The 12,529-nt window shown below is 70.3% G+C and carries 13 protein-coding genes and 1 pseudogene; 8 read left to right on the top strand and 6 right to left on the bottom strand.

Annotation, left to right across the window (positions count from 1 at the left end; all coding sequences use genetic code 11):
• Window positions 1-96: 96 nt before the first annotated feature.
• A pseudogene (locus tag OG729_RS21760) lies at window positions 97-420 on the bottom strand (DUF6479 family protein); the annotation flags it as partial.
• A 194-nt stretch (window positions 421-614) separates the two neighbouring features.
• Between OG729_RS21760 and OG729_RS21755 the strand changes: the two are divergent.
• Window positions 615-1,259: a hypothetical protein gene (locus OG729_RS21755; RefSeq protein WP_360868089.1), complete on the top strand. Its 645-nt coding sequence runs from the start codon at window positions 615-617 to the stop codon at window positions 1,257-1,259.
• A gap of 7 nt (window positions 1,260-1,266) precedes the next feature.
• Here OG729_RS21755 and OG729_RS21750 read toward each other — a convergent pair whose 3' ends face one another.
• Entirely contained in the window at window positions 1,267-1,533 is a 267-nt protein-coding gene (locus tag OG729_RS21750) for a DUF4031 domain-containing protein (RefSeq protein WP_360868091.1), read from the bottom strand.
• Window positions 1,530-1,886 carry a hypothetical protein gene (locus tag OG729_RS21745; protein ID WP_360868094.1) on the bottom strand — a complete coding sequence of 119 codons (357 nt, stop codon included), beginning with the start codon at window positions 1,884-1,886 and terminating at the stop codon, window positions 1,530-1,532. The genes OG729_RS21750 and OG729_RS21745 overlap by 4 nt, the downstream gene beginning before the upstream one ends.
• A 109-nt stretch (window positions 1,887-1,995) precedes the next feature.
• On the opposite strand from OG729_RS21745, the gene OG729_RS21740 reads away from it, so the two are divergent.
• The 3 genes from OG729_RS21740 (at window position 1,996) to OG729_RS21730 (ending at window position 5,547) form a co-directional block, all read left to right on the top strand.
• A complete protein-coding gene (locus tag OG729_RS21740; protein ID WP_360868097.1) occupies window positions 1,996-2,913 on the top strand; it encodes a MurR/RpiR family transcriptional regulator in 918 nt (305 codons plus the stop codon).
• A 48-nt stretch (window positions 2,914-2,961) separates the two neighbouring features.
• The gene (murQ, locus tag OG729_RS21735) at window positions 2,962-4,008 is read left to right on the top strand and encodes an N-acetylmuramic acid 6-phosphate etherase (protein WP_405807725.1); all 1,047 of its coding nucleotides are present in this window, start codon (window positions 2,962-2,964) and stop codon (window positions 4,006-4,008) included.
• Between the two features lie 75 nt (window positions 4,009-4,083).
• A complete protein-coding gene (locus OG729_RS21730; protein ID WP_405807724.1) occupies window positions 4,084-5,547 on the top strand; it encodes a PTS transporter subunit EIIC in 1,464 nt (487 codons plus the stop codon).
• 33 nt (window positions 5,548-5,580) lie between these two features.
• Here the strand turns inward: OG729_RS21730 and OG729_RS21725 are convergent, their stop codons facing one another.
• Complete coding sequence (locus OG729_RS21725; RefSeq protein WP_360868249.1) at window positions 5,581-5,784, bottom strand: hypothetical protein; 204 nt, start codon at window positions 5,782-5,784, stop codon at window positions 5,581-5,583.
• Between the two features lie 196 nt (window positions 5,785-5,980).
• On the opposite strand from OG729_RS21725, the gene OG729_RS21720 reads away from it, so the two are divergent.
• A complete protein-coding gene (locus OG729_RS21720; protein ID WP_360868106.1) occupies window positions 5,981-6,820 on the top strand; it encodes a helix-turn-helix transcriptional regulator in 840 nt (279 codons plus the stop codon).
• A complete protein-coding gene (locus OG729_RS21715; RefSeq protein ID WP_405807722.1) occupies window positions 6,804-7,064 on the top strand; it encodes a DUF397 domain-containing protein in 261 nt (86 codons plus the stop codon). The genes OG729_RS21720 and OG729_RS21715 overlap by 17 nt, the downstream gene beginning before the upstream one ends.
• Here the strand turns inward: OG729_RS21715 and OG729_RS21710 are convergent.
• Complete coding sequence (locus OG729_RS21710; protein WP_405807721.1) at window positions 7,054-7,707, bottom strand: DUF4232 domain-containing protein; 654 nt, start codon at window positions 7,705-7,707, stop codon at window positions 7,054-7,056. The genes OG729_RS21715 and OG729_RS21710 overlap by 11 nt on opposite strands.
• A 350-nt stretch (window positions 7,708-8,057) precedes the next feature.
• Here OG729_RS21710 and OG729_RS21705 point away from each other — a divergent pair, with 350 nt between their 5' ends.
• Window positions 8,058-10,055: a PAS domain S-box protein gene (locus OG729_RS21705; protein ID WP_405807720.1), complete on the top strand. Its 1,998-nt coding sequence runs from the start codon at window positions 8,058-8,060 to the stop codon at window positions 10,053-10,055.
• A 95-nt stretch (window positions 10,056-10,150) separates the two neighbouring features.
• Entirely contained in the window at window positions 10,151-11,029 is an 879-nt protein-coding gene (locus OG729_RS21700; RefSeq protein WP_405807719.1) for a CAP domain-containing protein, read from the top strand.
• 31 nt (window positions 11,030-11,060) lie between these two features.
• Here OG729_RS21700 and OG729_RS21695 read toward each other — a convergent pair whose 3' ends face one another.
• Window positions 11,061-12,509, bottom strand: a complete 1,449-nt coding sequence (locus OG729_RS21695) for a sigma-70 family RNA polymerase sigma factor (RefSeq protein WP_405807718.1) — start codon at window positions 12,507-12,509, stop codon at window positions 11,061-11,063.
• Window positions 12,510-12,529 lie beyond the last annotated feature (20 nt).

Raw genomic sequence — 12,529 nt, 5'->3', positions numbered from 1 at the left:
CCTGATCGCGCCGCTCGAGCGCCCGCTCTGAAGGCGCACAAACCCGCGGCCGCAGTCACCGACCCGATGTGCGGGCGATCGCGGGCGCGGGTTCTCTCAGCCGCCCAGCGCGCCGCTCCCGAACGACCCGCCGCCACGCTCCCCGTGCTGGGGCCGCGCCTCGCGCCCCTTGCCCGTGCTGTGCGTGGTGTGCGTCTTCATGTTGTAGGGCAGGAGGCGCCCCCCGTCCTGCGGGAAGAGATCCTCGTCCGACTCACGGACCTCTTCTATGTGCTCGTGGGGGTGCTCGGGCAGCTTCGGCTGCTCATCGGGGCGCGGTGGCACCTCTCGCTCCCGTCGCACTCCGTCCCACCACATGGCTCCCGCCAGGAGAGCCACGATGATGAATCCAAGGATGAAGGCCAATGCGATCATGGTTTCTGCCTCCGCACACGGGGATGACGCAGATGCCTTACAGCCATTATCGCCCGGTTGAGCCGTTTTAGTCGAAGAAGACCAGCTCCTTCTCGTTCGCCCCGCCTAGCTCATCGCGCGTGCCGGTCGGCGGGCGGCCCGCCAGCAGCCGGATCAGGGTCGCAGCCGATCCCGTGACGGCCCCGCTCTAGAGTCGGCCCATGACCGACGACTTCGGGGACCTGCGCGCACGCTGGACCCAGACCCTCCTCGCCGCCCGCCACGGCGCGGGCGCACCGGACCCGCTGCCGTACGCCGACAACCTGCTCGCCCGCTGGTCGGAGCCGCAGCGCCACTACCACACGGTCGATCACCTGACGGCGGTGCTGAACCACATCGACGTACTGGAGGAGCACGCCGCGGATCCGGACCTGGTCCGCCTCGCGGCCTGGTTCCACGACGCGGTCTACCTCCCGGACCGCTCCGAAAACGAGGAACGCTCCGCCCACCTGGCCGAACGCGCCCTCGCCGAGGCCGGGCTGACACCCGCCGCCACCGCCGAGGTCGCCCGACTGGTCCGCCTCACCGTCACCCATGCGCCCGAGGCCGATGATCTGAACGGGCAGGTCCTGTGCGACGCGGACCTGGCCATCCTGGCGGCGCCCCCGGAGCCGTACGCCGCGTACACCGCAGCCGTACGCGAGGAGTACGCCTTCGTCCCGGACGACGCCTTCCGCGCGGGCCGTGCGGCGGTGCTGCGCCAGCTGCTCGGTCTGCCGCGACTGTTCCGTACGCCGCACGGGGAGCGGGAGTGGGAGTCGCGTGCGCGGCACAACCTGGCGACGGAGCTGAAGCTGCTGGTCTGACGGCCCGCTAAACAGGGCGTCCCTTGCGCCTCCGCAGGCCCGCCTTCGTCAGCAGCACGACCACCTCACGGCTCGACACCTCCACCGCGCCCGCCGCCACCGCGTCCCTGTACCGGTGCGACGGCACGTCGTAGTGGTCCCGCTCGAACGCCTTCGGCGGGCAGCCGATCGACGCCGCGAAGGCGTGCAGTTCCTCGTACGAGACGTCGCTGACCATGTGCGACCACATCCGGCCGTGTCCCGGCCAGGTCGGCGGATCGATGTACACGCTCATTCAAGACCGCCGACCCGTGCCACCACCACGCCCGCCTTCGCACAGACCCAGTGCGGATCCGGGCCGAGCTCCGGTTCAACGTCCAGTGCGTGCGGGTCGCCCGCGTCGCAGACCGGGCAGAGCGGCCAGCGGCCGTACCGTTCGAGCAGTGCGTCCTGGACGTCCTGGGCGACCAGGCCCGCGACGTACTCCATGCCCTCCGGCCACTGCTCCACCCACCAGCGGCGGTGCGCCACCGCCTCCTCGACCAGCGACACCACCCCGGCGTCCGCCACATCGCGTGCGGCCAGGTCCGCGAGAACCAGAGCGCGCGCCGCGTGCAGTGCCTGCTCCAAGGGGTTCGGGTCGTCCATGGAGCCATTGTCGCCCAAGCAGCCCCGGCGATCTCCAGGACCTGAGGAGCCCACTCTCCAGGACCTGGAGGGGTTGACGATGACGGAATGCCGAAAATATCTTTCAGGTGTGACCAATCCAGTGAAGGAAATTTTCAGCGGGGAGGCCCCACCCGCCCCCGCCGCCCTCGCGGCCAAGGTAAGGACCCTCGCGCCGTCCATGACCCGCTCCATGCAGCGGGTCGCCGAAGCCGTCGCCGACGACCCCGCCGGCTGCGCGGCCCTCACGGTCACCGGTCTCGCCGAGCTCACCGGCACCAGCGAGGCGACCGTGGTCCGCACCGCCCGCCTCCTCGGCTACCCCGGCTACCGCGATCTGCGCCTCGCGCTCGCCGGTCTTGCCGCCCACCAGCAGTCCGGCCGCGCCCCCGCCGTCACCGCCGACATCGCCGTCGACGACCCCATCGCGGACGTGGTCGCCAAGCTCGCGTACGACGAGCAGCAGACGCTCGCCGACACGGCATCCGGCCTCGACACCGTCCAGCTCGGCGCGGCCGTCGCCGCCGCCGCGACCGCCCGCCGCATCGACATCTACGGCGTCGGCGCATCGTCCCTCGTCGGTATGGACCTCGCGCAGAAGCTGGCGCGCATCGGACTCATCGCGCACGCCCACGCCGATCCGCACCTCGCCGTCACCAACGCCGTGCAGCTGCGCTCCGGCGACGTGGCCATCGCCATCACCCACTCGGGGTCGACCGGCGATGTCATCGAGCCGCTGCGCGTCGCCTTCGACCGCGGTGCAACGACCGTCGCGATCACCGGCCGCCCGGACGGTCCCGTTTCGCAGTACGCCGACCATGTGCTGACCACGTCCACCGCCCGCGAGAGCGAGCTGCGCCCGGCCGCGATGTCGTCCCGCACGAGCCAACTCCTCGTCGTCGACTGCCTGTTCATAGGCATCGCGCAGCGTACGTACGAGACGGCGGCCCCTGCCCTCGCCGCCTCGTACGAGGCCCTGGCGCACCGGCACAGCCCCCGAACCCGCTGAGCCCCGAGCTCCCAGCCCCCCACACATGAGAAAGCGGAGCCGCTCTTCATGACCTCCATGCCGTCCGCGTCGTCTGCATCGGCCGCGTCGTCCACGCCGTCCGTGCCCGCCACGCCGTCCGTGCCCGCCACGCCGTCCGCGTCGTCCACGCCGTCCGCGTCGTCCACGCCGTCCGCGCACGGTGAACTACGCGCTCAGCTGGCCACCCTCACCACGGAGGCGTTCCGGCCAGAACTCGCCGAGATCGACCGGCTGCCCACCCTTGAGATCGCCCGGATCATGAACGACGAGGACCAGACCGTCCCCGCCGCCGTCGCCGCGCAACTGCCGCGGATCGCCGCCGCGATCGACGCCACCGCCGAGCGGATGGCCCACGGCGGCCGGCTGATATACGCGGGCGCGGGCACGGCGGGACGCCTCGGCGTACTCGACGCAAGCGAGTGCCCGCCCACCTTCAACACCGACCCGGCCGAGGTCGTCGGCCTGATCGCGGGCGGCCCCACCGCGATGGTCACGGCTGTCGAGGGCGCCGAGGACAGCAAGGAACTGGCCGCCGCCGACCTGGACGCGCTGAAGCTGACCGCGGACGACACGGTGGTCGGGATATCCGCATCGGGCCGTACTCCGTACGCCATCGGCGCGGTGGAGCACGCCCGCTCCCTCGGCGCGCTCACCATCGGCCTGTCCAACAACGCCGACAGCGTGCTCGGCGCGGCCGCCGAGCACGGCATCGAGGTCGTCGTCGGCCCCGAACTGCTCACCGGCTCGACGCGGTTGAAGGCCGGTACGGCGCAGAAGCTCGTCCTCAACATGATCTCGACGATCACGATGATCCGGCTCGGCAAGACGTACGGAAACCTGATGGTGGACGTCCGCGCCTCCAACGAGAAACTGCGCGCCCGTTCGCACCGGATCGTCGCGCTTGCGACGGGAGCGTCGGACATTGTCATCGAGGCCGCCCTCACCGCGGCCGAAGGAGAGGTCAAGACAGCGATCCTCATCGTGCTGGCCGAGGTCGACGCCCCCACCGCGAACCGGCTCCTCACCGAGGCGAACGGCCACTTGCGCGCCGCACTCGCCGACACGCACCCCTGACACGCAGCGACCGCGCGCCCGGCAGCAGTCCGGCCCGGCCGCACCCCCACCCCCCACAGCAAGGCACCGCACACCATGGCACCAGAGAAGAACCACGCCGCCACCGCCGCCGAGATCCTCCCCCTCGTCGGCGGCGCCGCGAACATTTCGTCCGTCGCCCACTGCATGACCCGCCTCCGCCTGGGCCTGCACGACCGCTCCCTCGTACAGCACGAGGCACTGAAGGCGCTCCCCGCGGTCATGGGCGTGGTCGAGGACGACACGTACCAGATCGTGCTGGGGCCGGGCACGGTCGCCCGGGTCGCGCCGGAGTTCGAGGCGCTGCTGACGGCGGCTCCCCGGACGGCCGAGGACCTGACCGCGCAGGGCGCCGCCATCAGGGCCGCCCAGAAGGCCAGGAACGCAACGCCGTTCAAGCTCTTCCTGCGCCGCATCGCGAACATCTTCGTACCGCTGATCCCTGCCCTCATCGGCTGCGGCATCATCGCCGGACTGAACGGCCTGCTCACCAACCTCGGCTGGCTGCCTTCCGTCGTCCCCGCGCTCGCCGCGATCGCGTCCGGCTTCATGTCGCTGATCGCCGTCTTCGTCGGCTACAACACCGCGAAGGAGTTCGGGGGTACGCCGATTCTGGGCGGCGCGGTCGCCGCGATCATCGTGTACGCGGGGGTCGCGAAGGTGACGGCCTTCGGCGTGACGCTCTCCCCCGGCCAGGGCGGCGTACTGGGCGCGCTGGGCGCCGCGGCCCTCGCCGTGCACGTCGAGAAGTGGTGCCGCCGCTGGGTCCCGGAGTCCCTGGACGTGCTGGTGACCCCCGCTCTCACCGTGCTGGTCTCCGGCCTGGTCACCATCTTCGGCCTGATGGTCGTGGCCGGTGAGGTCTCCACCGCGATCGGCGACTTCGCCAACTGGCTGCTGTCCTACGGTGGCGCGGGCGCGGGCTTCGTACTCGGTGGCCTCTTCCTCCCGCTGGTGATGCTCGGCCTGCACCAGGCACTGATCCCCATCCACACCACATTGATCGAGCAGCAGGGCTATACGGTCCTGCTCCCGATCCTCGCGATGGCGGGCGCGGGCCAGGTCGGGGCGGCGACCGCGGTCTACTTCCGCCTTCCCCGCAACACCGCGATCCGCGCCACCATCAAGTCCGCTCTCCCGACAGGCCTCTTGGGCGTCGGCGAACCCCTCATCTACGGCGTCTCGCTCCCCCTGGGCCGCCCCTTCGTCACCGCCTGCGTCGGCGGCGCATTCGGCGGCGGCTTCGTCGGCCTGTTCAACATGCTGGGCGACACGGTGGGTTCAACGGCGATCGGCCCGTCGGGCTGGGCGCTGTTCCCGCTGCTCGACGGCAACAGGGGCCTGGGCGGGACGGTCGCGATCTACGCGGGCGGCCTGCTGACGGGCTATCTGGTGGGCTTCTTCGCCACGTACTTCTTCGGCTTCAGCAGGCAGCTGCTGGCGGACTTCAACGTGGCCCCGGAGCCCGGAGCGACGGCTTCCGCCGACCCCGCGAAGGCGCCGGCCACAACCCGCGTGTGACTAGGCCTCGTCCGAGAAAATTCCCCACCTACCTCACGGCAGCCGCCCCTCCGCGTTGACATCCCGCACCCGTGCGCGCAGCACCTCGCCCGGCGCGGCGGGAGCGAGTGCTTCCGGTGGGCAGTCCCACTCCCGCCCGCCACCCGGCGGGCGCAGCTGTACGTATCCGCCCACGCGCCCCATGACCCGTCCGAGCCGTCCGGTACGGGAGTCGATCGCGTACTCCCCGACGGTCACCGGCGCACCTCGTGCAGTACGGCCCGCAGTTGGGCCACCACCTCTTCCACGGCCCGCCGCCGCTCCGCCGATCGCACCGCCACGGCCATGCACCTCCACACTCAGTGTTCGCATTCCTCACCCAGCGTGTCCGTCCCCCGCTAGCCTGAACAGAGACGGCGGCCCAACAACCCGACGTGTGCGACAGGGAGTTGCCATGCCTGGACCGAAGGATCTCGACCCGTCCTCTTCGCCGCGGGCGCTGCTGGGCGCGGAGCTGCGCCACGCCCGCGAGAAGGTGGGCCTCACCCAGGAGGAGCTGGGCGCACCGCTGTTCGTGAGCGGCTCGTTCATCGGCCAGTTGGAGGCCGGTACGCGGCGGATGCAGCCGGAGTACGCACTCCAGATAGACGACATCCTCGGTACGAACGGCTTCTTCTCGCGCAACTGCAAGGCGTCGACGAAGTCGAAGTACCCGGACCACTTCGCCGAAGCGGCGGAAGCGGAAGCGATCGCGACGACGATCAAGGAGTACGCACCGCTGCTGATCCCGGGCCTGTTGCAGACGGAGGAGTACGCGCGGGCGGTGTTCCGCGGGGGGCGACCGACCGCAACCGAAGCGGTTATCGACGAACTGGTGGAGGCGAGGCTCGATCGCGCACACCTCCTGGACAATCCAACAAAGCCCCTGTTGTGGGCCGTTCTGGATGAGGCGGTACTCCGCCGAAGGGTGGGCGGAGCTGCGGTGATGGCGGAAGCGCTGCATCATGTGGCGGTTCTGGCCCGCCGCCACCGGATCATCGTGCAGGTGCTGCCGTTCACAGCGGGTGCTCACATGGCGTTGGAAGGCTCCCTCAAATTGATGGCCTTCGACGACGCACCCCCGCTTGCCTACATCCAGGGCTTGGGTACAGGTCGGTTGGAGGACGATCCGGCAATGGTCGCCCACCACGACCTGACCTACGATCTGCTCGGGGCCAGCGCACTGTCACCGCAAGAATCACTGGCTCTGATCGAATCAGTGGCGGAGGATTACGCGCATGAAGAGCAGCCCTGAGTACGACCTGAGCGCGGCGACCTGGCGCAAGTCCAGCTACAGCGGAGCCAGCGGCGGCGACTGCCTGGAGGTCGCCACGTGGCGCAAGTCCACGCACAGCGGCGGCGACGGCGGCAACTGCCTGGAAGTCGCCGACCACCACCCCGGCATCGTCCCCGTCCGCGACTCCAAGAACCCGGACGGCCCGAAACTCGTGTTCCGGGCCGCCGCCTGGTCCGTGTTCATCGCGGGGCTCACAGGCTGAGGGCGTCCTCTGCATTGTTCAGCCAGGCCGTCACGGAGTTCGTGGGCGACACGTACAGACCGGGAGTCGAGGCCTTGAGCGGCTTCTGCTCCAGGTCGGACGCGGTGTTCATGGTCATCCGGATGTAGTTGACGGTCTTGCCATTGCCGTCCTTCTTGCCGCCCATCAGGCCCGCGTAGGCCGACTCGCCCGCCTTGAGCACGAGGTCCTTGCCGGGGAGCGTCTCCTTGCGCTCGTTCGCCTGCCCGTCCAGGTCACCGAAGGTCACGATGGGGTAGGTCAGGGCCTTGCACGGCTTGCCGCTCTTGTTGGTGATCTTCAGCAGGTAGCTGCTCGTGGTGGGTTCGGCCAGGGTCGCGGTGAACGTCACGTCATAGGTGCTGCAAGGGAAGAGGGCGTACTCGGGATCGGGGGACGAGCCGCCGCCCGTGGAGTCCGACGGCTTCGCGGGCGACGGCTTCGCGGGCGACGGCTTCGAGGTCGCGGGGCTGCCGGTCGACGGCTTCGCGGTCGACGGGCTCGCGGTCGCCTTGTCCGTGCCGCTCGGCTTGGCGTCCGAGCCCCCGCTGGGCTCACAGGCCGTCAGAGCCAGTGCGGATACGGCGGCGAGCACGACGACGGCTCTGCGAACGTTGGACCTCATCTGATGTTCCCCCCGAGTGAGAAGCGCGAGTGCGCTGGACTGACCACGAGCTTCCCGTACAACCTTCACAGCTTGGTGACGGTGTCTTGCCGAATCCACCACGGAAAGCGGCTCATCGGCGGCGCAGGACACACCCCGGGCCGGACGCTCCCCGCCCCCGTCGGCATCACCCTCGAAACCCAGAAGCTCTCAAGGGCTACGCCCGCTGAGTCACGATCTAGGCCAGAGCCGATCAAAATCGGACTCATTGGGGTACGACCGGACGAACTGCGCTGAGATGTGCGGATACCGCAACCGTGGATACGACAGTTGCGGACACCGCAGCCGGCAGAACCGTCCGGGAGGCAGGAATGGAAGGCATCACCGCCGCAGTCTCATTGGAGTCCGACCCACTGTCCGGCGCGGCGGCACCCTGCCAGTGCCGGACCTCGCGGCCCGGGACACAGGCGGGACCGGCCGAGGAGCGGTTCCGGGGACTGCTGGAGGCCGCGCCCGATGCCATGGTGATCGTCGACAACGCGGGAACCATCCGCCTCGTCAACGCCCAGACCGAAGCCCTCTTCGGCTACCAGCGCGAGGAACTCCTCGGCCGCCCCGTCGAAATCCTCGTACCCGGACGCTTCCAGGCCCACCACGCCCACCACCGCAACGGCTACATCCACAACCGCCAGGTCCGCCCCATGGGGGCCGGACTCGAACTCCACGGCCTGCGCAAGGACGGCACCGAATTCCCCGTCGAGATCAGCCTCAGCCCACTCGAAACCACCGACGGACTCCTCGTCTCCGCCGCCGTACGCGACGTCAGCGAACGCAAAGCAGCCGAGGAGCGGTTCCGGGGACTGCTGGAGGCCGCGCCCGATGCCATGGTGATCGTCGACAACGCGGGAACCATCCGCCTCGTCAACGCCCAGACCGAAGCCCTCTTCGGCTACCAGCGCGAGGAACTCCTCGGCCGCCCCGTCGAAATCCTCGTACCCGGACGCTTCCAGGCCCACCACGCCCACCACCGCAACGGCTACATCCACAACCGCCAGGTCCGCCCCATGGGGGCCGGACTCGAACTCCACGGCCTGCGCAAGGACGGCACCGAATTCCCCGTCGAGATCAGCCTCAGCCCACTCGAAACCACCGACGGACTCCTCGTCTCCGCCGCCGTACGCGACGTCAGCGAACGCAAAGCAGCCGAGGAGCAGCTCACCGCCCTGTACGAGCAGCAGCGGCATGTGGCCCTCACGCTTCAGCGCAGCCTTATGGGGACCCCGCCGGCCGTTCCCGGGCTGAAGACGGCCAGCCGCTATCTGCCCGCCACCCAGGGCGCGGGGGTCGGGGGCGACTGGTTCGATCTCGTTCCGCTGGGCGCGGGGCGGGTCGGCATCCTCATCGGCGATGTCATGGGGCGCGGCCTGGAGGCCGCCGCCATCATGGGTCAGCTCCGTTCCGCGGCCCATGCCCTCTCCAAGACCGGTATGCAGCCGCGGCAGTTGATGCAGTCGCTCGACGCGATCGTCGCCGAGCTCGACGGGCCCGATCAGCTGGTCACCTGCTGCTATCTGGTGGTGGCCCCGGACGCGGCCGAGGTGACCGTGTGCTCCGCCGGGCATCTGCCCGCCCTGGTCGCCGCTCCGGGCGAAGGCGTGCGGGCGCTCGACGTGCCGGTGAATGTCCCCCTGGGCGTGGGTGACTATCTTCACCAGCAGACCACCCTGGCCGTCGCGCCCGGGTCCAGCCTCGTCCTTTTCACCGACGGGCTGATAGAGACACCGCAGGGGGACATCGAGGAGCAGCTCGCGTCGTTCATCGCGGCGCTCGACAACGCTCTCGCCGCCGCGCCCGATCTGGAAGCGGCCGTGGACGAGGTGCTGGCGTCCGTCCTTCCCTCGGCCGAGGATCACCACGATGATGTGACGCTGCTCCTCGCCCAGTTGCCCGCTGCGCCCCTGGCCACGGCCGGGCTGGATCTGGCGGCGACCCCCGCCTCAGTGTCGGACTCACGGGCGTTTCTTGCCAAGTCCCTCATCGCCTGGGACTGCGCCCAACTCTCCGACGACGCTCAGCTGCTGGTGTCCGAGGTGGTCACGAACGCCATTCAGCACGGGCAGGGGCCGGTGCGCCTGCAGATGCGGCGCAACACCACCGAACTCACCGTCGAAGTGAGCGACCACAGCCACCATCCGCCCCAGCCGCGGCTGGCCGCTGCCGACGACGAGTCCGGACGCGGGCTCATCCTCGTCGACACGCTGGCCAGCAGCTGGGGCGTGCGCCCCACGGACGAAGGCAAGACCACGTGGTTCTCGCTGCCGCTGGGGCGGGCCGAACGTCGGGCGGACCGGGTCATCGTCGACTCGTAGGGCCGGAGTTTCTCGGAAACCGTTATGGCGGCGTCCTCATCCGCTCTCCCACGTGCCGGACCGACCGGCAGAGTACGGATGAGAGCGGAGAATCCATGCACCACCGTGACGAGGACACCCAGTTCCTGGACCCGGCGACCAGCCGCGGAAGCGCCGAGGGCCGGGGCGGACGACGGAGAGCCGCCGGCGCGGGGCGCCACGGGCGTCGGGGCCGGGCAGGCGGGCGGCCGATGGCCGCAATCGCGGTGGCCGGCACCGTCGCGGTCGCGGTCGTCGCCGGCGGAGTCTTCGTCCTGAGCGGTACGGACGAAGACTCCGCCAGTACCCAGGGCGCAGCATCCGTGCAGCAGGCGCCGGCGGATGCCTCCCTCGACGGCCTCTCGAAAGCCTCTCCCACCCCCACGGCATCCACCCCGCCTTCTGCCACTCCGTCGGCAACTTCCGTGAAAACAAAGGGTCCTACCGCCACGCCCAGTGCCCCGGCCCGCCGCACGGCCAGGCCCGGGGCTGCGCCGGCGAAGCGCAGGCAGCAGTCCGCCCCGGCCGGTTCGGGCGCGAGCGCCCCCACCACGGGAAATCGTGTGACCGGCAAGGCCGCCGACTACGTCCAGCGGATTGCCGCCCTGGTCAACGCCGAACGCGCCAAGGCCGGGTGCTCGCCCCTGCGCGTCGACGGCCGGGTGCAGGCCGCCGCCCAGGCGCACGCCGACGACATGGCAGCCCGCAACTACTACGAGCACGTCAGCCCGGAGGGGCGGCATGCCGACGACCGGATGGACACCGCCGGCTATCCCGCCGGCAAGTGGGGGGAGAACATACACAAAGGGCCGAAGGACCCCGTCTCCGCGATGCGTGACTGGATGAACAGCCCCGGGCACCGCGAGAACATACTGGACTGCGGGTTCAAGGACCTCGGCGTCGGTGTGAACCTCAGGGCGAACGGCCCCTGGTGGGTTCAGAACTTCGGCGGCTGACCGTCAAGAGCACCCGACGGACGGTGCGGGCTCAGGCCGGCGTGGCGAGGTTCTGGACCCACACCGTCCCGTCGGGACCGGGTACGGCGGCCACGCCGGTGTCCCGGTACCGGCAGTCGAGCATGTTGTCCTGATGGATCGAGCCGTCCATCCAGTCATCGACCACCGTCGCGGGTCTGCCGGGTCCCTGGTCCAGATTCTCGGCCCAGAGGCTCAGGTCGTATCCGGCTGCCGAGATCCGGGCGTCGGCATGCCGTCCCTCCGGGTCGGCATGGTCGAAGTAGCCACGCGCCACCATGTCCTTGGCATGTTTGCGGGCCGCGGCGCTGAGTCGCGGATCGATCCGCAGCGGGGCGCAACCGGCCTCGGTTCGCCGGGAGTTGACCAGGGCGGTGAGGCGTTCCTCCAGGCTCGCCGCGGACGGAGAGGGCTTGGGGGGATTCACGACGGGTGAGGCGGTGGGGGTCGGCGTGGGTGTCGGGCTGGGAGCGCGGGTGGGGGCGCGGGTGGGCTTCACAGCCGTCGCAGCGGGCGGAGCCGCCACCGGGGTCCGGTCGGCCGGAGGCTTCGCGCTGGGCCACACCAGAGCGAGGAGTACGCCGACCACGACCACGATCCCGCCGACTTTCGCCGCCACGGGTACGCCCAGCCCGCCGCCGCTTGCGCCGGTCGGGTCCCCGGGCTGCCCCGTCCCGGCGAGGTCCCCCTGGCCGGCCGCGCCGAACTGGCTCGGCGGAACGGGAGGGTAGCCGTCGAGCGGGACCACCATCGCCATACCGACCAGCAGTCCCTCTGCGGGTACGAGATTCAACCAGTGCCCTGAGCAGCGGGCGCACACGCGCACGTGCTTGGCGATCCGCTTGCGCCACACCGGCGAGGGCTGCCCGTCCCAGGCCGCGGTGACGGCGGCCAGTTCGACGCAGGGCGGCTCGGTGGCCAGCGCACGGGACACGACACGGCCCAGTTCCAGCTGGGTCTTCATCCGCTGGATGCGGACCGCGGCGTGCTGCGGAGTGACATCCAGCGCCCCGGCAAGCTCGGCACGGCTCAGTTGCCCTGTGGCCTCTTGCCACCACAGGGCCAGCAGTTCACGATCGCTCTCGTCCAGCCAGCGGGTGGCCTCGGCGACCTCGCGGCGCTGTCCGGACAGCCCCAGACGCAGGATGGTGAGATCCACGAAGTCACCGGTCGGGTCGGCGGTCTCCGCCACGCGGTCCAGCGGGGCTGTGGGGGTCTGCTGCTGGAGCGTCCAGCGCCGGCGTATCTGGTTCATCGCTATCGCGACCAGCCAGGAGCGGAAGCGGGAGGGCTCGCGCAGCCCGCCGAGTCCGTCGAGTGCGCGGAACATGGTCTCCTGCACCACGTCGTCGACGTCCGCGTGGCCGTCCAGCGCCCGGCCGACGATGTTGTAGACGAGGGGAAGGTAGTCGGCGACCAACCGCTCGCGGGCCTGCTGGTCCCCCGCCCTCGCCTTCGTCACCAGTTCCGGACTGTATGTGT

The sequence above is a fragment of the Streptomyces sp. NBC_00210 genome, assembly GCF_045160975.1.
In the GTDB taxonomy this organism is placed as follows: domain Bacteria; phylum Actinomycetota; class Actinomycetes; order Streptomycetales; family Streptomycetaceae; genus Streptomyces.
This window is presented reverse-complemented; position numbering and strand designations above follow the sequence as displayed.

Excerpts from the sequence above, each read along its gene's own strand:
- OG729_RS21755 (WP_360868089.1), top strand. The coding sequence starts at position 615 with ATGACCGACGACTTCGGGGACCTGCGCGCACGCTGGACCCAGACCCTC.
- OG729_RS21750 (WP_360868091.1), bottom strand. The coding sequence starts at position 1,533 with ATGAGCGTGTACATCGATCCGCCGACCTGGCCGGGACACGGCCGGATG.
- OG729_RS21745 (WP_360868094.1), bottom strand. The coding sequence starts at position 1,886 with ATGGACGACCCGAACCCCTTGGAGCAGGCACTGCACGCGGCGCGCGCT.
- murQ (WP_405807725.1), top strand. The coding sequence starts at position 2,962 with ATGACCTCCATGCCGTCCGCGTCGTCTGCATCGGCCGCGTCGTCCACG.
- OG729_RS21730 (WP_405807724.1), top strand. The coding sequence starts at position 4,084 with ATGGCACCAGAGAAGAACCACGCCGCCACCGCCGCCGAGATCCTCCCC.
- OG729_RS21720 (WP_360868106.1), top strand. The coding sequence starts at position 5,981 with ATGCCTGGACCGAAGGATCTCGACCCGTCCTCTTCGCCGCGGGCGCTG.
- OG729_RS21715 (WP_405807722.1), top strand. The coding sequence starts at position 6,804 with ATGAAGAGCAGCCCTGAGTACGACCTGAGCGCGGCGACCTGGCGCAAG.
- OG729_RS21710 (WP_405807721.1), bottom strand. The coding sequence starts at position 7,707 with ATGAGGTCCAACGTTCGCAGAGCCGTCGTCGTGCTCGCCGCCGTATCC.
- OG729_RS21705 (WP_405807720.1), top strand. The coding sequence starts at position 8,058 with ATGGAAGGCATCACCGCCGCAGTCTCATTGGAGTCCGACCCACTGTCC.
- OG729_RS21700 (WP_405807719.1), top strand. The coding sequence starts at position 10,151 with ATGCACCACCGTGACGAGGACACCCAGTTCCTGGACCCGGCGACCAGC.